The sequence below is a fragment of the Plectonema cf. radiosum LEGE 06105 genome (genome assembly GCF_015207665.1).
Taxonomy (GTDB): domain Bacteria; phylum Cyanobacteriota; class Cyanobacteriia; order Cyanobacteriales; family Nostocaceae; genus Rivularia; species Rivularia radiosa_A.
The window spans coordinates 11951-32981 of record NZ_JADEWL010000062.1 but is presented as its reverse complement, the minus strand read 5'-3'; the positions used below and the strand labels follow the sequence as shown (position 1 = coordinate 32981).

The window sequence follows — 21031 nt, the reverse complement described above, 5'->3', positions numbered from 1 at the left end:
CCAGCTTCCATCTACAGTTATAAATTTACTCTTTTATAATTAGGATTAATTTGTAATTACTGTATATAAAACTAGCAAGATAGATAAATACTGGAGAGTAGAATGAAGATTACAGAAAAAGAAGATGGGAACAACGAATTTGCATCAAGTTCTTCAACTTTCCTCTCTATCAAAATTAGCTAAAATATCTATAATTTCATTGGCAGTAATATCTTCTCGGTCGGATTTGGAATAAATTGTTAATAATAAAATACTTGTAAGTGACTCAACTTGATACATTAATCGATATCCAGCACTTTTACCTTTTTGGATATTACTGTTGCGAATCCTTACCTTATAAACCACATACTCTTCACCAATACCCCCAATTCTATCTCCCAAAATATTTCCTTATTGTAACTGCGGGGTAAGCGGTTGAACATCAGAGCGAATATTGCGGAATCTCTTAGAAAGTCTGTAAAGCTCCTCTTCAAACTCATGGGAAAAGCGAATATAAACTGCATGATTATTCTGCATCAATCCTGTCCCATAACTCACTAATAGGTCTAGTTTGACCTGTTTTCGCTTGGTGTAAAGCTCTTTTCAAGCTAGCTTTAATCTCCTCAACTGGTGTATCATCGGGGTCAATATCTTCTGTGTCTTCTGGAACCAACACAATCACCCGCACCTGATGGGGATAAGTTGTTCCTTGAATCGGTTCATCCAAAAGTAGGTTTCCATATTGGTCAATTTTGCCAGTAACTTCGATCGCTTTCATTTTTTTACCTTTTTGTTGAATATCCTAGCATTTGGCGCAAGCGATCGCACTCCCAAAAAACCCTCAACCGCAATCGCATAACTCCACAAACCCTAAGACGCGGTGGTCGTTGACGTAGCCTTAGACTTCCTCTGTGTCGCTAAACACTGATGGTTTGAGTAGAACATTTTCTTATGCTATCGTCAAAAAAAATGGTTCAATTTCAGTACGCACAGCATCAACTCTCTGGTGTCGGCATGGGAAGATTCAACTGGATAAACGGATACATAATGTGGTGGGTTCGCATACAATTCCAATTAATACACCAAATGCGTTAACAACAGCTGGATGGTAGGTAAATCTGTCAAATTTTGAACAGTTATAGGTTACAGTTGATTCCTTCGCATCGAGAAATTTGCTAGCTTAAGTGTGTAAGAGAAAACTGTAAATTTTTAAAATAATTATGTTTTGCTATTTCAGTCCCAATTTTTCCCTCATCTCTTCATTATATTTTGCCATTTTCCAACCCCTAGCAGATGTTACTTGCTCTGGTTTCAAATTGTTGTAACCAGTAAGGATTGCATTTTCAATATTAGCTCCAGTTAAATTAGTTCCATCAAGATTCGCATCTTCAAGGTTGGCATTTTTAAGGTCGGCATTTCGGAGATTCGCATTTTTTAAATTAGCATTGCGAAGATTAGTGTTACTGAAATTAGTACCTATAAGGTAGGCATCAGAAAAATTGAAATTTACAAGGTTTGTATCACTAATATTTGCACCACTTAAATCTATTTTAGCTAAGTCTATTTTTTCCATGTTGCTAGTACTTGGATTTTCATTAAATATTTTTATTATCATTTGTTTTACTAGTTCATTATTACCTAGTCTATGAGCAGATATCAAATTTTCTTTCATATCTTCGCGTCTCGATTCTACAAAAACATTTCCAATACAAGAAGCAAAACTAACTAAGATAACAATAATAATTAAAGTTGACAAAAAAAGCTTACTTTCCTCTGGAGAAATCGAAGAGTTTTCCCTAAGAAATCTATAGAAATCATCAGTAGATGAATTGAACCCTTTTGGTTCCTCAAAGTTTGCTTCCTCTGATTCATTGGATTCTTCTAATATCTCTTCATTATATATATTATTCCTGCGCTGAGATGAAGAATTCTCAATAATTGGTACTCCACGAATAAGATTTATCACTCCCCCAGAATTGCTAAATATCGGACGCTGGGGAAATTTGGCGATATTTTGGTCGATGACATCAACTACAGTATAGTTTGTCACCTGTTTCTCTTTCGGTTCCAAAGCCTGTAGCAGCGCTGTGGTGAGGACACTGTGATTTGTCCCGATCGCCTCAAAAGCTGGCTCAAACTCCCGTGAAGCGGCAATAAAACACCTATCTCGACCTTTTCCTCTATCTCCTGGATCGGCTTCGGCAAAGTTGAGCAATTCCCCACTGTAACAACAATCGAGCCAAATAATTTGCTGCCGAACTTCGCTTTCTTGCAACAATTCCCGCAACCATTTCAACCGCAAACCCCAGTTACCCACATCTGGGTTTGTGTCACTGGTGGCTAAAAATCCTTCTTGAATGCCTTGATTTTTCCGCAACCCATGACCGGAAAAATACAGAAGCGCGGTGTCGGGAATATTTCTGCCTTCAGGTTTGAATAATTGAACTATGGCTGCTTCTAATTGAGTTAAAGTAACTTGAGTTTTCTGCCCTACCCGACTGGTATTATTTTCCTTATCCTTAACCGCAGGTAGCCGTTTCACGTTAAACTCACCGTAGTTTTCCAATAGTTTGGCTACCGCTTCTGCATCAATAGCTGGTGCTGTTAAATTACTCAGACGCTCGTAACTATAGGTATTAATGCCAACAACCAAAGCGTCTCGACTCATAGCAGCAAGCCTTACTTAGTTTTTCGAGTAATGATTTTACTTATACAGTTACAACATATTTACCATGATTTCCAAGTAATTTTGCTGAAATTCCGTTTAAATTAAAAATTGTAGATTCTTCTGTTGTCTTCTGCGCGATACGCCAAATACTGTAATTCAATCTAAACTCCAAAATCGCATGACCAAACTTACACCTATCCAACTAGATGACAACACAATCATCTACATCGAAGCATCGGAAGACGTGAATATTCCCCCTGTCCTTACTGAAGAAGAGGAAGAAGAAGCTTTAGATGAAAAGGGAATGAGTCCGGAAGCAATCCGCAAGCAAATGGTGCAAAATTTCCAAGCAATTCAAAGCACTATTCGCGCTTACACAATTTATACCTTAAATGCATTTAAACAAATGCCGATCGCAAATGCCAATGTAGATAAAGTCACCTTAGAGTTTGGTATCGAACTGGGTGGAGAAGCAGGAGTACCCTATGTGACCAAAGGTACAGCGAAAAGCAACATGAAGATTACTGTCGAATGCTCATTTCCTAAAGAAGAAGAAAATAAATAGCGATCGCTACTCCGAAATACTTAGAGATGTTATTGGATTGAAAGACTTGTTTATTCAAATTAATTTACGTCTATATTTTTTCAATGCAAGGACATAAATCTTAAATCAATGGTTTAATGGCACAAGGGTAAGTAGTACGTTATGCGAACATGAAAGCAATTGCCTTCCTCAATTACGGCATAATATCATCAAGTTTGAGTTGTAAATTTGGAAATAAATAAGAACAAATCACATCCCCGATAGAGAGAACAGCAATTATATGCCCTTACCAGGAGGAGAAACTGACAAAATCGGCAACCGCTATGAAGGTCGTTGGACTGTGCATTGTATCATTGATGTCATGGATGAGAAAGCTACTTCTATCCGTCTAGAAAAACCTGGTGAGGATGCTTTCGAGTTTTTTGTTAGTAAAAATAAGAAGTTGGAGTGCCATCAAGTTAAGCGTCAAAGGAGCGGACGGGGACGCTGGACACTCAGTGCATTGGAGGATAAACAAGTTCAGGTTTTATCGGATTTTTGGAAAAGCCTTAGCAATCCTAAAGTTATCTGTGTATTTGTTTCTACTCAAGATGCGGATGAGTTGGGAGAGTTAGCCCAGAGAGCCAGAGGTGCTGCATCTTGGACGGAATTTGAGCGCGATTTTCTTAATAAGACGCTATTTGGTCATTTCAACACACTGCGTAAAAAATGGGAAAATTGTTCGGAAATTGCTGCTTTTGAAGCTTTGAAACGTGTGAAGGTGGTAACATTTGGCGAAGATGTTCTAGTTGAAACAGTAGAAAACCGTATCGCCGCTTTAGTAGAGGGCGACCCAAAAACGATCAGAATTGAACTTGCTGAGTTAGCTTTGGAAAAAATTCATTGCGAACTAACAGCACATGATATTTGGCATTATTTACTACAGGAAAGAGGTTATCGTCGTCGTCAGTGGGGAAAAGATCCTCATGTTTTAGCTGCGGTTGAAAATGCAAATAATATTTACATTTCTTCTTTAACCGAGCAAAGGGCTATTGGAGGTAATATTATTCCTCGTAATGAAGCGCAAGCTGCATTTGAGCAACTCATCACCCAAAAGAAACAAAGCATTTTAGCTGTCGGAGAAGCTGGAGTTGGCAAAAGCGGTGTGATGTTGCAAGTTTTGGAAAAGCTACACAACCAAGGTGTTCCCGTACTTGCATTTCGTGTCGATCGCTTGGAAGCAATGCCGCTACCTGATAAATTAGGGGAACAGTTGGGTTTACCTGGCTCTCCTGCGATAGTTTTAGCTAATATCGCCCAAAGTCGAGATTGTGTGCTTGTTATCGATCAACTTGATGCCGTGAGTTTTGCATCAGGTCGCAATCCTCAATTTTTCGATTGTATCTTCGAGATTATCAAACAAGCCCAGGCACATCCCAACATCCATTTATTATTAGCTTGTCGCAAGTTTGATTTGGATAATGATAATAGATTAAAACGTTTGATTGACGAGAAAAATGGTGTTGCTAAGGCGATCGCTATTAATCGTCTTCCTCACTCCACGGTCAGAGATGTTGTTACCAAATTAGGTTTAGAAACCACGCGACTAACTGAAAAGCAGCTTAACTTATTATCCATACCCTTGCATTTGAGCTTGTTGGCAGAAATAGCTGAAGATTCTACTGTAGATGCTGTATTGTTTCAAACAGCAAAGGAACTATACGACCAGTTTTGGAGCAAAAAGCAAGGCAAATTACGAGAACGTCTCGGTTGTTCGGTTCAATGGACTCAAGTTATCGATCGCTTATGTGACTATATGAGCAGCCAGCAACAACAAAGTTTATCTGCTCCAGAAAGCGTTGTTGATGAATTTGCTGATGATGCGAGGGCAATGGCTTCCGAGCATATATTAACTTGGGAAAATAAACGTATTTCGTTTTTCCATGAAAGCTTTTTTGATTATGCTTTTGCCCGTCGGTTTGCATATCGTGGTCAAGAACTATTAACGTTTTTACGATGTAGTGAGCAACATTTGTTTCGTCGCGCTCAAGTTAGGCAAATTCTCATCCATCAACGAGAGGAAAATTTTGATGGTTATCTACAAAATCTGCGAGAACTGCTTAATAGTTCAGATATTAGATTCCATTTGAAAAAGGTAGTAATTGCCCTATTAGAAACATTGGATAATCCCACAGAAGAAAAATGGGAAATAATCAAAGAACTGATGTGTTCTCAAAACCCTCTCAGCAAGGAAGTATGGGTTATTTTGAACACTTCTATTCACTGGTTTCAGTTGTTAGATAGTCTAGGGATAATTGAACAGTGGCTGCAAGACGAAAACGAGAGTCACATTGACAAAACGGTAACGCTACTTTCTTTTATGCAGAAGCAGCTTCCAGATCGAGTTGCTGAGTTGTTGGAACCTTTTGTTGGTAATTCGGAAAGGTGGTTGCAAAGATTTGTAAAATTAACCAGTTTTGCAGAATTTGGTACTGGAAGACGTTTTTTTGATTTATTCCTACGTTTAGTAGATATAGGTATATTAGATAGCCAAACGGATGATGGAAACATTCAACGAGACTTTTGGAGTCTTATCTATAATTTACCAAAGCAAAATTCAGAATGGAGTTGCGAAGCAATAGGTCATTTTTTAAATCGTCGATTAAATATTAGTTTAAAATCTAAAAATCCTAATCCATTTGAAGAAAAGTATGGAGTTTTTCCTTATAGTGCTTATTACAAGGAAGCAATAAGCGAAAGTGCTAGTAATGCTCCACAAGCATTTATTGAAAATGTGTTGCCTTTCATGCTTCAAGTTATGGATTTAACTGCTTTCCGGCAAGTTAATCCACCTTGGCAAGATGCTGTTTGGTGGTTTCGTATTTATGGTGATGACTATGGTATTGATAAATTACTGCTAAAAAATATGGAAGCAGCTTTATCAAATTTAGCTGTACAAGACCCTGAAGAATTTACAATGATTACCGAACAGCACTTACGCTATTCCAATTTTGAAACAATACAGTATCTATTAGTTCGTGCTTATACTGCAAATGGAGAAAAATTTGCGAACGAAGCTATTGATTATCTTTGCGAGCAACCTCTCAGACTAGAAACGGGAGGAGATTTATGTAGAAGTGCAGTTATTGGTAATGAACCTTATTGGGCAACCCAACTTTTATTAAAATCAATTACTCCCCATTCCTCTGAGGAAAAGTTATCTAAGCTCGAAGATATTATTCTTAATTATTACACTGAGTTTGAAAAAACTGCGAAAGGCTTTATATGTCGAGGTGAAGCACAACTTCTTTTGTTGGAAGCTATTGATTCTTCTAGACGTTCAGAATTAGCTACTCGTAGATTGCAAGAATGGCGACGTAAATTTCCTGATACTAAGGGAATCGAAATATTACAAGAAAACGAACCGCCAGATTCGCTTGAAGCTTCACTTGTTAAATCTCCAATACCTAAAGATGCAGCAGACAAAATGAGTGATAAGCAATGGTTACAAGCTATTGCTCACTATGATTATGGTGATTTGGGTACATTATTTCAACGTACTGGTAAACTGATAGGAGGAGCGCATCAACTATCAAGTAATTTAGAAAATCAAGTTAAAAAACAACCATTACGTTTTGCATCTTTAATATGGAAAATTCCAGACAATGCTAATTCATCATACTTTGATGCGATTCTAACTGGTATTGCTGAAGTTAGTACAGATGTTGAAACCGCACTCCAAGTATGTCAACGTTGCCACCAATTACCTAATCGTCCCTGCGGTCGTTCGATTGCATGGTTATTTAACAAGCTATCAAAATTACAATGGAGTGAAGAAGCTTTTGAAATTTTGATTTGGTATGCATTAAATGACCCGAATCCACAGGAAGAATCTTGGCGTACAAATAATAGTGGCAATATAGTCAGCTTCGGAATTAACTCAACAAGGGGTGCTGCTGTCAGCGCGATCGCAAAACTTATTTTTGCCGATAAAAGCCGTACTGTTTACTTTCAGCGATACTTAGAGCAAATAATCCAAGACCCTTCCATTAGTGTTAAGTGCTGTGCAGCTGAAGCTTTAACGGCTGTATTGAATTATGATCATGATTTGGCTGTTAGTCTTTTTATAAAACTTTGCCAAACAGAAGATGATATTTTAGGTACACCAACTGTGGAAAGATTTTTATATTATGTTTTACCAAAATATTTTCAAGTATTGATGCCAATATTAGAGCGAATGATTACTTCTAATTTACCTGAAGTAATAAAAGTTGTTACTCAGCAAGTTTGTAGAGCATCTTTAGTAATAGAAGAAGCTTATCCATTAGCAGAAAATTGCCTTTCTAGCACAGAGCAGCATCGTATTTCAGCCACCACAGTCTTTGTAGATAATTTAAAATCTGCACATTTTCGTCAATTTTGTGAGAATAAATTAACTCAGCTATTTAATGATGTAGATGAAAAAGTTCGTGCAGAAGCTGCTAGATGTTTTTTCCAGTTTGAGAGAGATGAATTAGGAATTTATCGCCAATTAGTTGAAGATTTTGTTGAAAGTAGTGCATTTGCAACTAATTATCGCGATTTAATTCATGCTCTTGACAAAACAACGGCGAAACTTCCAGATATTACCTGTTCTATTTGTGAAAAAATAGTCAGGATTTCTAAATCAGATAATCGTAGTGACGCTAGTCATATTCCTTATGCTGATAAAATCAGCAAATTATTGATTCGAGTTTATAGCCAAAGCAAAGATAAAAAATTGCGATCTGCTTGCAGCAGCGCTTCGCTATCGCGCTGTCTAGATATAGTTGATTGTATAGCCCAAACAGGAGTTTACGGACTAAACAAAGCGTTACAGGAATTTGAAAGATAGTTGAATATAAAATTGACGGAATATTACTCAAAATGTGGTGTCAATATATGTTAGGTCGTAATTTTCTTATTGAGAAATAAGCGTTTGCATATAAAAAGACTTTTCCAGCACTTTTAATTAATCGCTTGCTAACCCATAGCAAAATCTGTAAATTGCCTTTTTAATGGTGAATGAAATCCTATTACAATATCTTGTTTGGGAATCCCCATCGAAACTAGTTCTTCAGCAATATTTATTTCTGTTCCATTCCACTGAATCCAAATTTTTTCATTTTTGATATCTATGTGTATTGAACAACCATAAACACGATGTTTATTTTCCCAGCCTACATTAACAAGTTGATAATGGTCGCGTACAGTATCAAATATCTGTTCTACCTCTACATCTCCGTATGAAGGTTTATAGCTACCATACTTTACCAAAAGTTGCTGAACATATTCTCTATATTTTTCTAACTTATCCATCTTACTACTTCCTCTATTTCAGTATCGTAAACTACTAGTTTTAATTGAAATTCTTGAATTTGAAGCTGTAGAAATGGAAGCTTAAAAAAATCATTATAGGTTTCTATATCAACAGCTAAATATAGCTTACGTTCTGGTTCTTTTGCCCGAAGAGCAGTGCGGTAGTTAAGGAATTGTCCCAGAGCCGCATGAAAATCAGTGATAGCTGATGGATTTAGAAAACTTTTTATTTCAACAGCGATTTTTTCTCCTTCCTTTTCAGCTGCAATTAACTTTTCTGCTCCCAAATCGATACGCATCTGAACTTGACCAAAGTTAATATATAGGGGGTCATTTGTAATATTCCACCCATCCTTTTCCAAAGCTAATCTCATGTGGGTCGTGAAATTTATCTTTTGCTGACATAACTTCTAACTTCCGAAGGGAGTATTACAATTTTACACTACAGCCAGATGTACAAGTAGAACACTATTAGCGACAGGCGCTCACCGTAGGTACTGTGCAGCTATACTACACACAAGCAACTTAAATGAAAGTGAGCATAGGAGTAGTTAAACGTAATAATGAGGGTTTTAGCTAAGTGAGCATAGGACTAAAAAACGAAAAGATAATGTTGAAGCGTGATTTATTGGGGTAATGCTAGAGAAGCTGTCATGAAGTGCCACTGTTCCTGAAAACCTTCCATAGAGGAGATTTCAGCATTGCTAAGTCATAAAATTTGCTATAGGGTTATCGATTCTGCTTTCGTTCCAACTCCATTTGAGCAAAATGCTCCATTAACATCCTATGGATAAACCTATAGCTACCACCTTGTTTTTGCATAAAGATATGCTACTGAGCATATTTGAGGAAGCGGGCATAATTCCAAGGTGTATAACCTTTTAAGGTAAGAATGAGGCGCAAGTAAAAGTGTTGTATGCAGGTTCGACCACCGTAAGATACCCAACCAATCAGTCCACTCAATCCAATGAAAAGGTACTTGATAGTTTGTACAATTTTCAGATTATAAAAATTAAAATCAAACTCTGGGTCAAAAGCAGGCGTTATGAAATAAATCCACCAATAGAATGCTTCGACAATTAATCCACCAATTAGAACGCCAATCAAAACACCAATTATAGAATTTTTAAGTGACTTCCACACGCTTTGATTTGGAACTATTTTCTCTTTTTCGGGTTCTGGAATAATTATCGAACTAGTTGGAATACCAAATACTATAATTAAGACCCATAATGGAAAAATTATTGGTCCGAATATGAAGATATTCAAACAACCCGTAGTGTAACTCTTAAGCCGAGTATGTTCACTATTAAATAGTAACTGGAGCAACCACTTTATATGTTCCTTTACATTAATCCATGACCATTGAAGTGTTTCAATAAACTTTATATCCCTTAATGTAAAATATTCAAAGAGTATTGATAAAATTAACGCTGTGGCTAAGTATATTTTAACAAAATGATGTATATTTTGCTTTAAATAATCATGATTGTCCAATGACAACATAATCATTCCAAAGAACAATCCTGTAATAAATAATGCTACGGGTAACCTACTAAAGCCAGTAATTAAACTAGTGCTAATGCCATATAGTACATACTGCCGAAAGTTTAGCCATTCAGGTTTTATTCCCTCAATCACAAATTTTGTCTGTGACTCCTCAACCATCTTAGAAGCCAACCAAGCCAACCAATATTTTGCTTGTGACTTCTTGTATTGTTGACTTGAAGAGCGTCGGCGCTCAAACATTTTCTCAATATAAGCATCAAACAACTTTTGATGGAAGTTTTCTCGTAAAGAAGCTGGCTGAGGTAAATCTTCTAGTAAACAACCCTGGTATACCAAACTCATCACGCTCAAAATCAAAGGCGATTTTGCAAATTCCAGCAGTTCGATATCTTGTTGAAGCAAAGTTTTCAAAGCAACCAATTGTTCGCCAAACTGTTCGAGGTATTCGTAAATTTGCTCGGCAGTCAAAGTTTTAATGCAAATTGCGTCTTGGAGTTTTAAATAGTTGGAGATAGCTTGATATTCTTGGATACGACAACATACGACTATCTCTGTCATGCCATGTGATTGAATAAATTGATTCAAAGCTAGAAGGCAATTATTACGATGCTCCGCTTTTACCTCATCAAGCCCATCTAGAAGCAGTATTAATTGTTCCTCTTTAATCCATTTTTCACAAATAGACTTATCAGTAATACCATATTCATCAAAGAGTACTTCAACCAGCCATTTTGCAATTGTTTCTCGTTTATTTGCCCACAAAGATAAATCAAATACTACCGGAATAGGCAAAGTTGGATCTTTCTCAATTCGAGCAATTAGACTCTGTGCTAATTTGACGAGAGTTGTAGTTTTCCCAGACCCAGGCTCTCCTAGAATTAGTAAAGTTCGCCCCTCACCCATTTGGTTGAAGAAATCAATTACTCTTGTGCCTTCAGGTAAAGGTTCTCCGGATTTTTTAAGAGACTCCTCCCTTACATGGCTGAAAGGACGCTGTACGAGATCGAATCGCTTTTCCAGTCCAAGTTCAATCAAAACTTTTCTATGAAGCAGTGTTTTTAAATGTTCTTCAATCCAATAAACCTCAACTCTTCTGAGCAAACATTTACGCCATTTATATTCCCGCTTTGAAGAATTAATATTTTCTACCTGATTAACATGATCTGTACCCAGTCCATCTACACGAATGGAGTCATACACCGTCACAGAAATAACCTGACCGTTTATTTGAGTTTGAGTCACCTTCTGGTCACGTCCTGCTATTCCCGCCATTTGAACATTCTCAAGGGAAGTACTTTACCGTATCGCCGATGCCAGTCTTGAACAACCTTCTGGGACAGTCAAAGAAGTCATTTACCCAGTAGTTAGCGAACAAACCCTAAAAGATTTAGTCAAAGAATTTAAAGCCAACGGCACTGCCTACCGTGAAAAAGTACACACGGTAATTCGTTCTTCCTACAGCCGCCACTACCGACGCATAGTCCCAAAATTGCTTGCTGTTCTAGAGTTCCGTTCTAATAATGATGTCCACCGTCCGGTGATTCAGGCTTTAGAACTGCTGAAAAAATATGCCGATAGCAAACAAAGGTACTATTCACCAGAAGACGAAGTGCCAATTGAAGGGGTACTCAAAAGCGGTTGGCGGGAGATTCTCTTGGAGAAAGACCCAGACGGTAACGAACGCATCAATCGCATTAATTATGAAATTAGCGTTCTTCAAGTCCTGAGAGACCGATTGCGCTGCAAAGAAATCTGGGTTGTGGGAGCTAACCGCTACCGTAATCCTGATGAAGATTTACCTAGTGATTTTGAACAGCAACGGGAAACTTACTACCAAGCATTAAAGCAGCCGTTATCAATTGAAGAGTTCATCGTACCTCTAAAACAAGGGATGATGGAATCTCTTGCTACCTTAAATGATGGATTGCCCAAAAACCCATCAGTTAAAATTTTGACTAAAAATAACGGTTGGATTTGTCTTTCTCCTTTGGACAAACAACCGGAACCCGTGAATATTCTGCGATTGAAAACAGAACTCATTCGCCGATGGCCAATGACCAGTTTGTTGGACATTTTGAAAGAAGTTGATTTACGTATTGGATTTACAGAATGCTTCAAAAGTGTCGCATCACGGGAAGCTTTAGATTACGAAACCATACAAAAACGCTTGTTGCTGTGCTTATACGGTTTGGGAACCAATACGGGACTAAAGCGGGTGAGTGATGGTACGGACGGTATTAACTTTTATGACTTACGCTATATCAAGCGCCGATTTATTAACAAAGAGCAATTAAGGAATGCCATAACCAAAGTTGTAAATGCGATTTTCACAGCACGTTTAACTGAAGTTTGGGGAGAAGGGACTACTACTTGTGCAAGTGACTCCAAAAAGTTTGGAGCTTGGGATCAAAATCTGATGACGGAATGGCATATCCGTTATGGTGGACGGGGAGTCATGATTTACTGGCACGTTGAGAAGAAATCAACCTGTATCTACTCCCAACTTAAAACCTGCTCCTCCTCTGAAGTCGCTGCCATGATTGAAGGAGTGCTGCGCCACGATACAGAAATGACGGTGAAAAAGAACTTTGTGGACAGTCACGGACAAAGTGAAGTGGCATTCGCTTTCTGTCATTTGCTTGGTTTTCAGTTAATGCCTCGTCTTAAGGGAATTCACCGGCAGAAACTGTATCGTCCAGAAACTGGTAATCCAAGTGCTTACCCCCATCTACAACTGGTTTTGACTCGTCCCATCAACTGGGAGTTGATTCGCCAACAGTACGACCAAATGATTAAGTATGCAATGTTGCAAGAGGTTCTTTCCGAACCAGCTTGGTCTAAAAAATTAAATATCAATGACCAACGAGCGCTGACACCGTTAATTTACGGTCATGTCAATCCCTACGGAACTTTTCAGCTAGACCTGAGCAAGCGATTAAAAATTGACCGCAAACTGGAGGTAGTGTGATGAATTTCCAACGTACACCAGCCAAGAAGAAAGCCAAAGAATTGGCGAAATATTTGCGTGGCGAAAGACCGGATTATAACTATCTAAAAAGTATTTTTAAACATCTGCGTCAAGAACTGGAAGTAGAAGTATCAACTAAGACTAAAAAATTACCATACGTACCAACCGAAGAGGAAATTAAACGCTACTATGAAGCGGTTTGGAAAACCCGGAACGTACAGGATATGGTGATTATCAAAACTCTACTTTACACGGGAGTACGAGTCAGCGAACTAGTAAATATGCGGTTAGATGATGTAGATTTTAAGCGCTGTCAAATTCGGATTAATTCGGGTAAGGGAGGTAAAGATAGAATTGTTCCTTTCCCGGTTCCATTTAAAGAAGTTTTAGCAATGCACGTTGACCGGATGGTTCAACAACAAGCCACCTACCTGTTTGAGTCTAACTGGAAACGCAAGTATAGCGACCGAGGAATTAGAAAGATTTTGGCGAAGTACGCAGAAGAAGCGGGGCTAAGTAAGCCCATCTCACCCCACCAATTGCGCCACTTTCTGCTGACTTGGTTGAAAAAACAAGGGATTGATGATGCGTTAATCCAGCCGTATTCGGGGCATTCTTCCCGGCAATCCTTAGAAGTATATTCAAGGTTGAGCATTGGGGAAGCTCAAGAAATCTATGACCAAGTGATGGTGAAATTCCCTGTGTGAAGGGATTTCAGAGGCGTTGGCACTTCGTGACAGCTTCTCTAGCATTACCCCTAATACTAATACCATTTCTGTATGAAGCTGCGCTAAATTAAAATAAGGGTGCGTTTGGTTTAAAGGTTATGGGCTTGAGATTTAAAGTGGAGATTAAAGAAAGTCTTGAAGAATTGGAAAAAGCTGTTAAATACGCAAAAACGGCAAGCAACAAAGAAAGATTACAAATGCTCTACTGGCTTAAAAGTGGTCAACTCACAAGTCGGTTGGCGATAGCGAAGCTAACGGCTTAAGCCGTATCGCCAACCGTTTAGGAAGGGACGAAGCAACCATAACTCGTTGGATAAGAAGGTATAAAGACGAGGGACGAAGTGGGTTATTAAGTATAAAACAAGCCCCTGGTAAAGAACCTGCCGTCAGTGGAGAGAATTTAGAGCGCTTAAAACAAAAATTATGCTCCGAACAAGGTTGGAAAAGCTATAGCCAGATTCAACAATGGTTGAAACAAGAACTTGTTTCAACATTGCTTATAAAACTGTATACCAACTCGTAAGATATAAACTAGGAGCAAAGCTGAAAGTTCCCCGTCCGAAAAGTCGAAAACAGCATCCAGAAAGCCAATCTCACTTTAAAAAAAACTTCCTTTAGCCCTTAAATTCTTGCAGGAAGAATTTGGAGAAGGTAAACCACTAAGATATATGTGCCAAGACGTTACTCGCCTCGGACTAAAGACCATTCCTGGACGTTTAATTACGGCTCCTGGTGTAAAACCCGTTGCTATAAATCAGTGGGAACGTGATAATTTTTACCTATACGGTGTTGTTGAACCTTTAAACGGATACAGTTTTTTCTACGAATTTTCTCATGTGGATGGTGATTGTTTTCAAAAGTTTTTAGAGTTGTTATCAGTAGAACTTGGTTCAGATGTTGCAGTTGTACAATTTGACCAAGGCTCGTTTCATACAGTCAAAACACTTGACTGTCCAGAAAATATTATACCGATTTTTCAGCCGCCTCACTCTCCAGAATTAAACCCAATTGAGAGGTTTTGGGAGTTCCTCAAGAGCAAATTAAAGTGGGAGAATTTTAAAACCCTTGCTCAACTGCGAGAAAAATTAACCTCTGTATTAGAAACAATCACCCCAGACATGATTATTTCTCTAACCTCTTACGACTTCATTCTCGAAGCTCTATTTAGCGCATCTTCATAAAGAATTGGTATTAGAATTCCTTCGCTGGAATTTTCTCATGATTTACTGGCAGAAATTACAAAAACAACTTTAATTGAATGGTTTAAACCACCGCATAAAGCAAATAACTTGACAAAGAATATAAGCAAATATTATCAGTATACGGTTGCCATTACCTGTAAAAATCGGTTAGCTTGGCGCTGTTTGAAAATAACAACAAAAGGGATACGGGCGTATTTAATCCCTAATTAGCAGTTCCCATAATGAGCGCATTAATACAGAAACTTAAGTCGTTGTCTCAATTAAAATTGAATGCGATCGCCAATTATGCTGGTAACTTCTGGTCAAACTTGCTCAGTTTTTTACTGGTACCAGTCTACCTGCATTATTTAGGGGTAGAAGCATATGGTTTAATTGGCGGATTTTATGCAATGATTTCATTTGTTGGGCTGCTCGATTTAGGTTTAAGTGCAACTATTAAACGGGAAGTCGCTTTACGTAATGCTATCCCGGAAAAAGTTTTAACTATACCAGACTTATTAAGAACAACAGAGATAATTTACTGGTGTACGGGTACGGTAATACTTTTGCTGATGGTATTTCTTGCACAACCAATTAGCACTCAATGGATTAATGCCGAAAATATTGACTTAACAACTGTTAAATGGGCGGTGATAATTTTAGGTTTAACTGTAGCTGTTAGGTGGCCCGTTACAACCTACAGAGGAACGTTAATTGCGTTAGAAAAACAGGTACAGCTTAATATTTTGGAGGTAATATTAAAAACTTTCAGGGAATTAGGAGCGGTTATAATTTTAGTGATGATTTCGCCAACAATTATAGGGTTATTGCTGTGGCAAGCATTCATCGCAATTGTAGAAGTTTTATTAATGATGGTGTTTGCTTGGTGCTATGTGCCTAAAACGGAAAATCGAGCAAGCTTTAAGTTGGAAATATTGCAAGAAATATGGCGGTTTGCTGTTGGGGTAAGTTGGACGACGATAGTATCGATGATGCTATCACAAATAGACAAAATATTGCTTTCTAAATTCGTTTCTTTAGAACAATTTGGCTATTATATGCTAGCCAGTACCTTAGCTCAGAAAATCTCTCTAATATTTCAACCTTTTGTTGTTGCTATTTCACCACAAATCATAACATTAGCTGCTCAACCAGACGAACAAAAGTTGATCAATTTATTTCATAAAAGCAGTTTATTTATATCGCTAACTGTAATACCCGTAGCTTCTACATTTATATTTTTTGCCCCGATAATTCTAGAATTATGGACTCAATCCCCGGATGTTGCAGCACAAGCATCGAGTATCTTAGCAATATTAACCTTTGGTGCGATGTTAGATAGTATTTCTAATATTTCATCTCAAATACAGCTTGCAATTGGAAAACCACAAATAGCAGCTATTTTTAATAGTTTTAGCGTGGTTTTGGTAATTCCAGCAATGTTATATGTAGTTCCAGAATTACACTTGCTTGGAGCAGCGTTAATTAAAACTGGTTTGAATATACTTTATTATTTAGTGCTGTCGAGAATTACACATTGCTACATTTTACATCAAGAATATCGACGCTGGTTGATACAAGATACGTTGATTCCTATATTAATGTGTTTTACGATTTTCTTTATAGTTTCCCAAGTACAGGCTCTTTTGATAGGAAAAATATTCACAATATTTTGTATATTAATAGGGATGACAGTAAGTTATGGAATCTTGTTGTTGTGGTATAAATATCAATTAAAAGTTCATAGCATTTTGGCGAGTAACTAATGTGCTTTTGAGGTAAAAATAATTATGAAAATTCTATATTTTCAAGCTCATCCAGTTTATGGTGCAACTGAAAATTATGTATATACTTTAGCTCAAAGATTGAATAAAGCTGATTTTCAGGTAGGAATTTTATATCCTGATGTTCCAGCACTTCAAGCTTTTAGCAAACTAGAGAATATTCAGCTTTTAGCGGTTAAATCTAAGTATTTTGCAGGTAATTTGATTCGTTACGCTTATTCTATTGCCAAAGAAATTAGGAAGTTTGATCCAGATATTATACATATTAATGACCCCAGCCCTTTAGGTGTGATTGCAGCACGTCTTGCTGGTGTAAAGAAAGTGGTAATTACACACCATACTCCTGAACTCAAAACTCAATATAATTGGAAGGGAAACTTAGCAAAAACTTTGACATTTAAGCTAGCAGATTACTTTATTTTTACTTCTGAATACGACCAAGAAATAGGAAGTAAGTTAGATAATATTCCTGCTTATAAATCAAAAGTAATTGCTTATGGATTAGATATGAATAAGTTTTCGCAAACTCAGGTTCAAAGAGATACTATTCGAGGAGATATTCGAGAAAAATTACAGATTCCTCAAAAGAATATTGTTATAGGTAGTGCTGGAAGATTAGAAGCTCAAAAAGCTCAATTAGATTTAATTAAAGCTGCAAATATTATTTGCTTCAAGTATGATCATGTTACCTTTGTTCTTGTCGGAGAAGGAAGTTTAAGAACTCAATTAGCAACTCAAATCAACAATTTAGGTTTATCAAGCAAATTTTTGTTACCTGGATTTGTAAATAATATTGAAGAATTTTTATGTGCGGTTGATATATTTACTATGTCTTCACTATTTGAAGGCTTATGTTACGCTGTGGTGGAAGCTGCTGCAATGAGTGTTCCAGTTGTAGCTACGGCTGTTGGAGGTATGCGCTATTCTGTAGCAGATAATGAAACGGGTTTTTTAATTGAACCTAGAAGCCCTGAAAAATTAGCAGAAAAGATAAATTTTTTAATTGATAATCCGGATATTGCTCAACAGATGGGAGAAAAAGGTAGAAAACGGTTTATGAAACTATTTACTGTAGAGCGGATGATTTCTCAAACGGAAGCAATTTACTATCAATTATTAGAAAATAATATAGAAAAGTTTGTAAAACTTGGAATCAATGTTTGAATATTAATAAATGAAAAGCCAACCTATTTTGTCTCCCAAATTTACCATTATTATCCCAACCTACAATCGAGCGCATTTAATTAAAGATGCAGTAGAAAGCGTTCTCAATCAAACTTATAAAAATTTTGAATTAATTGTTATTGATGATGGTTCAACAGATAATACTAAGGAAGTTTTAGCAGATTATCAAGATAATATCAGGTATATTTATCAAGATAATCAAGGACGTTCGGCGGCTCGCAATCATGGTATTAAATTAGCTAAGGGTGAATATATTGCGTTCTTAGATTCCGACGATGTTTGGTTTCCAGATAAACTTGAACGTCAGGTTCCTATTTTAGAATCTGCACCCGATAATGTAGTTCTGGTACATGGTTATAAATGTATGGTTGATAAAAATCTTCAACCACTACCGGGGTGGGAATTGAAGCTTCGCAATTTATATTCTCTAGCTGAAAGAGGAGAAGAAACTTATTTTAATTACTTGAAATCTCCTTGTATTTTTACTTCTACTATTTTAGTCAGAAAAAAGATACTTTTAGAAATTAATGGTTACGATGTTTCTATACAAGGAAGAGAAGATTTAGATTTATATTTACGCTTACTTCTGAAAAATTATCGTTTTGCTTTTATTTCAAAACCTCCATTAATTAAATATCGCTGTCACGAAAATAATACTGATGAAATAAGGTCTAATTATAGTTATTTACAAGTATATGAAAAACATTTGAACCAATGTCTAAAACTTGGTGTCACAGATAGAATTACTGAAGCTAAAAAACTACTTTATCAAGCTTTGGCAAAAACTCATTATCGCTTGGGAAATTATCATCAAAGTAGAATTTATTGGCAAAAGGCTTTTATTAAAGATTGGGAAACAGTTTTAAATAAAAGTTTTTGGCGACAGTATTTTGGTTGTTGGATTCGTCAGATAATTTTAGATTTTAACAAAGGATAAGTTTATTTTAGACTTCAGATTGATGATAGTTTATATATGATTGAGAATCTCCCCCATATTTGTATAGATGGTACCTGTATTGTCACCGATACTAAAGGTGCTTCTGTATATGCTCTTTCTTTACTAACCGCGTTACAAAAATTATTACTTCCTATACGTTTTACCGTATTGATGCGTCAAGAAACTATTAATCGAATAAAAATAAATAATCCGAATTGGAAAATCAAGGGAGTTACAATCAAATCTACTCACCTTTGGCATATACTAACTTTACCGCGTATATTAAGGAGGTTAAACACTGACTTATTATTTGTTTTAGGGGAAACACCATTAGCTTTTGTACCAATTCCCTACATCCTAACTATCCACGAATTACCACATCTTTATCGCAAGCTGGTAGGAAATACAAATAAATCTTTATATCACCGTCTCAGTCAGCGACTTACTGAAATTTTCTTACCAAGTACCTGCCGTCAAGCTGCTCATTTACTCGCTATCTCTCGAAGTACAGCAACAGATTTGCAAAGAGAGTTTCAGATTAGCCGTCAAAAAATTAGCGTTACCTATGAAGGTGCGGATATAAGATTTTTCCAAACAGAATCTCTAACTAGTTCTAGTTACTTTAAAGGTATACCACATCCTTATTTACTGACATTTGCAACTGGAGACAAACGTGAAGTACCAGAACAAGTTGTACGTGCTTATGGTGAATGTAATTCCCAGATTCCCCATCATCTGGTAATTGCAGGAAATTGTTCGGAGTTGCAAAAATCGACGTTAGTGGAAACAGCAGTTAAACTGGATTGTTTGGATAAATTATACTTTACCGGATATGTCCCCGATGACGATTTACCTTTTCTTTACAGCAATGCAGATATCTATATTGAGATGTCCCGCTATGAAGGTTTTGGATTGCAAGTATGTGAAGCAATGGCTGCGGGAACTGCGGTAATTGCAACGGAAGTGGCTTCTTTACCGGAAGTTGTTGGTGATGGAGGTTATTTAGTTGAGTTAGGAGATACTCTTGCACTTATAGAGAAAATATTATTTCTATTGAAAAATCCGACAGAATTACAAAAAATTAGCAAACTAGCACAGCAGCAAGCAGCTAAATTTTCTTGGGAAAAATGTGCTTTAGAGACTTGGAATGTAATTGATAAAGTTATTTCTAAAGGAGTTATAAATCATGCAAATTTCTGATGTTAAAGAGATTAATAAATCTAATAATAAGAAGAATACACATACAAATACAAATCCTATTTTTATTTTAGGAATTACACCGAGATGTGGGACAAACTTTCTTCAAGATATTCTCTGTTTGCATCCCGATTGTGGTGCTGGTGCAGTTCGAGAAGATTTTTTATTACATTATGCCGATTTTATTCAAAGTTATATTAGTAATTTAAGTTATACTTGGCGCGGTTGGATAGATGATGAAGAGTTTACAAATTTACTTTATTCTAATATTGGAAATAGTTTAGTTTCATTTCTTAAAGAACAAACATCGGAAAAATGGTTAAATGTTGCTTTGCAAAAAGAACCGCTATTAAGTTACATATTTAAACCTTCTCCTCAAAGATTAGTTACTAAAACCCCTAGTGTTGAAAACTTGGATTGTTTTTTCAAACTTTTTCCAAATTGCAAACTGATAATTATAGTACGCGACGGTAGAGCCGTGACGGAATCATATGTAAAAAGCTTTAACGGTTATTACGAAATAGCAATGCGTGAATGGGCTAAAGCTGCTCAAGAGATTCTCAATTTTATTGAAAATAATCAAAATTATAAGAATCAAAAATTCTATGTAGTTAAATATGAGGATTTATGTAACAACAATAAAGAAGAATTACTCAAAATCTTCGATTTTCTTTGCTTAAATCCAGATTTATACAGTTTTGAAGAAGCAAATAAATCTCCCGTTAGAGGTTCATCATCTTTCCGAGGAAATGATAAATCTTTGCATTGGAAGTCAGTCAACAAAACGAATGAATTTAATCCAAATTCACGTTGGAGTCATTGGAATCAAAAACTGCATCAAAGATTCAATTGGATTGCTGGAGAGTATTTAGTTCAATTTGGCTATGAGAAAAAATGTGAGAATATGAATTATTTGTGGAAAGTTTGGAATCGCTTTGAGGATTTTAAATGGTGGGGGAGAAACAATATTAAGTCAATTGTTTATGTTTTAAAAGCTCAGGATGTTTTGAGGAAGATAGGCAACAGGGAATAGAG

General features: G+C 36.7%; 17 protein-coding genes and 1 pseudogene. 12 read left to right on the top strand and 6 right to left on the bottom strand.

Going from position 1 to position 21031, the window contains the following annotated elements:
• Positions 1-153: 153 nt before the first annotated feature.
• From IQ247_RS33415 to IQ247_RS18040, 3 genes are all read right to left on the bottom strand, one after another.
• Complete coding sequence (locus IQ247_RS33415; protein WP_322745523.1) at positions 154-381, bottom strand: type II toxin-antitoxin system RelE/ParE family toxin; 228 nt, start codon at positions 379-381, stop codon at positions 154-156.
• Between the two features lie 124 nt (positions 382-505).
• Entirely contained in the window at positions 506-757 is a 252-nt protein-coding gene (locus IQ247_RS18045; protein ID WP_193922423.1) for a type II toxin-antitoxin system RelN family antitoxin, read from the bottom strand.
• A gap of 450 nt (positions 758-1207) precedes the next feature.
• Complete coding sequence (locus tag IQ247_RS18040) at positions 1208-2647, bottom strand: pentapeptide repeat-containing protein (protein ID WP_193922421.1); 1440 nt, start codon at positions 2645-2647, stop codon at positions 1208-1210.
• Between the two features lie 178 nt (positions 2648-2825).
• Between IQ247_RS18040 and IQ247_RS18035 the strand changes: the two genes are divergently transcribed.
• Together IQ247_RS18035 and IQ247_RS18030 are read left to right on the top strand one after the other, a co-directional pair.
• Positions 2826-3212, top strand: a complete 387-nt coding sequence (locus IQ247_RS18035) for a CU044_2847 family protein (protein ID WP_193922419.1) — start codon at positions 2826-2828, stop codon at positions 3210-3212.
• Positions 3213-3471: 259 nt separating this feature from the next.
• On the top strand, positions 3472-8043 hold the full coding sequence (locus IQ247_RS18030) for an NACHT domain-containing protein (protein WP_193922417.1): 4572 nt from the start codon (positions 3472-3474) through the stop codon (positions 8041-8043).
• A 128-nt stretch (positions 8044-8171) separates the two neighbouring features.
• Here the strand turns inward: IQ247_RS18030 and IQ247_RS18025 are convergent, their stop codons facing one another.
• The 3 genes from IQ247_RS18025 to IQ247_RS18015 all read right to left on the bottom strand — a co-directional run bounded on the left by IQ247_RS18025 (position 8172) and on the right by IQ247_RS18015 (position 11258).
• Complete coding sequence (locus IQ247_RS18025) at positions 8172-8507, bottom strand: XisI protein (protein WP_193922415.1); 336 nt, start codon at positions 8505-8507, stop codon at positions 8172-8174.
• Positions 8495-8881, bottom strand: a complete 387-nt coding sequence (locus IQ247_RS18020) for an element excision factor XisH family protein (protein ID WP_193922413.1) — start codon at positions 8879-8881, stop codon at positions 8495-8497. Before IQ247_RS18020 ends, IQ247_RS18025 begins: the two co-directional genes overlap by 13 nt.
• 457 nt (positions 8882-9338) lie before the next feature.
• Positions 9339-11258, bottom strand: coding sequence for an NACHT domain-containing protein (locus tag IQ247_RS18015; RefSeq protein WP_193922411.1), 1920 nt, complete (start codon positions 11256-11258; stop codon positions 9339-9341).
• A 49-nt stretch (positions 11259-11307) separates the two neighbouring features.
• On the opposite strand from IQ247_RS18015, the pseudogene IQ247_RS18010 reads away from it, so the two are divergent.
• The 10 genes and pseudogenes from IQ247_RS18010 to IQ247_RS17965 form a co-directional block, all read left to right on the top strand.
• A pseudogene (locus IQ247_RS18010) lies at positions 11308-12984 on the top strand (Tn3 family transposase); the annotation flags it as partial.
• On the top strand, positions 12984-13691 hold the full coding sequence (locus tag IQ247_RS18005) for a tyrosine-type recombinase/integrase (RefSeq protein ID WP_193922409.1): 708 nt from the start codon (positions 12984-12986) through the stop codon (positions 13689-13691). The pseudogene IQ247_RS18010 and the gene IQ247_RS18005, both read left to right, overlap by 1 nt.
• 119 nt (positions 13692-13810) lie before the next feature.
• Entirely contained in the window at positions 13811-13975 is a 165-nt protein-coding gene (locus tag IQ247_RS18000; RefSeq protein ID WP_193922407.1) for a hypothetical protein, read from the top strand.
• 5 nt (positions 13976-13980) lie between these two features.
• Positions 13981-14235 carry a helix-turn-helix domain-containing protein gene (locus tag IQ247_RS33625; RefSeq protein ID WP_193922428.1) on the top strand — a complete coding sequence of 85 codons (255 nt, stop codon included), beginning with the start codon at positions 13981-13983 and terminating at the stop codon, positions 14233-14235.
• Positions 14236-14341: 106 nt separating this feature from the next.
• Positions 14342-14893 carry an IS630 family transposase gene (locus IQ247_RS17990; protein WP_193922405.1) on the top strand — a complete coding sequence of 184 codons (552 nt, stop codon included), beginning with the start codon at positions 14342-14344 and terminating at the stop codon, positions 14891-14893.
• A gap of 242 nt (positions 14894-15135) precedes the next feature.
• Complete coding sequence (locus IQ247_RS17985) at positions 15136-16659, top strand: lipopolysaccharide biosynthesis protein (RefSeq protein WP_193922403.1); 1524 nt, start codon at positions 15136-15138, stop codon at positions 16657-16659.
• A 24-nt stretch (positions 16660-16683) separates the two neighbouring features.
• Complete coding sequence (locus tag IQ247_RS17980; protein WP_193922401.1) at positions 16684-17841, top strand: glycosyltransferase; 1158 nt, start codon at positions 16684-16686, stop codon at positions 17839-17841.
• Between the two features lie 10 nt (positions 17842-17851).
• Positions 17852-18799, top strand: a complete 948-nt coding sequence (locus tag IQ247_RS17975; protein ID WP_193922399.1) for a glycosyltransferase family 2 protein — start codon at positions 17852-17854, stop codon at positions 18797-18799.
• Positions 18800-18835: 36 nt separating this feature from the next.
• The gene (locus IQ247_RS17970; RefSeq protein WP_193922397.1) at positions 18836-19999 is read left to right on the top strand and encodes a glycosyltransferase family 4 protein; all 1164 of its coding nucleotides are present in this window, start codon (positions 18836-18838) and stop codon (positions 19997-19999) included.
• Positions 19986-21029 (top strand): sulfotransferase family protein, encoded by a 1044-nt coding sequence (locus IQ247_RS17965; protein ID WP_193922395.1) that lies wholly within the window; start codon positions 19986-19988, stop codon positions 21027-21029. The genes IQ247_RS17970 and IQ247_RS17965 overlap by 14 nt, the downstream gene beginning before the upstream one ends.
• Positions 21030-21031 lie beyond the last annotated feature (2 nt).

What these genes read in the sequence shown, in the direction of transcription:
- IQ247_RS17975 (WP_193922399.1), top strand. Translation starts at nt 17,852, where the DNA reads ATGAAAAGCCAACCTATTTTGTCTCCCAAATTTACCATTATTATCCCA.
- IQ247_RS17970 (WP_193922397.1), top strand. Translation starts at nt 18,836, where the DNA reads ATGATTGAGAATCTCCCCCATATTTGTATAGATGGTACCTGTATTGTC.
- IQ247_RS18030 (WP_193922417.1), top strand. Translation starts at nt 3,472, where the DNA reads ATGCCCTTACCAGGAGGAGAAACTGACAAAATCGGCAACCGCTATGAA.
- IQ247_RS18000 (WP_193922407.1), top strand. Translation starts at nt 13,811, where the DNA reads ATGGGCTTGAGATTTAAAGTGGAGATTAAAGAAAGTCTTGAAGAATTG.
- IQ247_RS17980 (WP_193922401.1), top strand. Translation starts at nt 16,684, where the DNA reads ATGAAAATTCTATATTTTCAAGCTCATCCAGTTTATGGTGCAACTGAA.
- IQ247_RS18020 (WP_193922413.1), bottom strand. Translation starts at nt 8,881, where the DNA reads ATGAGATTAGCTTTGGAAAAGGATGGGTGGAATATTACAAATGACCCC.
- IQ247_RS17985 (WP_193922403.1), top strand. Translation starts at nt 15,136, where the DNA reads ATGAGCGCATTAATACAGAAACTTAAGTCGTTGTCTCAATTAAAATTG.
- IQ247_RS18025 (WP_193922415.1), bottom strand. Translation starts at nt 8,507, where the DNA reads ATGGATAAGTTAGAAAAATATAGAGAATATGTTCAGCAACTTTTGGTA.
- IQ247_RS18040 (WP_193922421.1), bottom strand. Translation starts at nt 2,647, where the DNA reads ATGAGTCGAGACGCTTTGGTTGTTGGCATTAATACCTATAGTTACGAG.
- IQ247_RS18045 (WP_193922423.1), bottom strand. Translation starts at nt 757, where the DNA reads ATGAAAGCGATCGAAGTTACTGGCAAAATTGACCAATATGGAAACCTA.
- IQ247_RS18005 (WP_193922409.1), top strand. Translation starts at nt 12,984, where the DNA reads ATGAATTTCCAACGTACACCAGCCAAGAAGAAAGCCAAAGAATTGGCG.
- IQ247_RS18035 (WP_193922419.1), top strand. Translation starts at nt 2,826, where the DNA reads ATGACCAAACTTACACCTATCCAACTAGATGACAACACAATCATCTAC.
- IQ247_RS17965 (WP_193922395.1), top strand. Translation starts at nt 19,986, where the DNA reads ATGCAAATTTCTGATGTTAAAGAGATTAATAAATCTAATAATAAGAAG.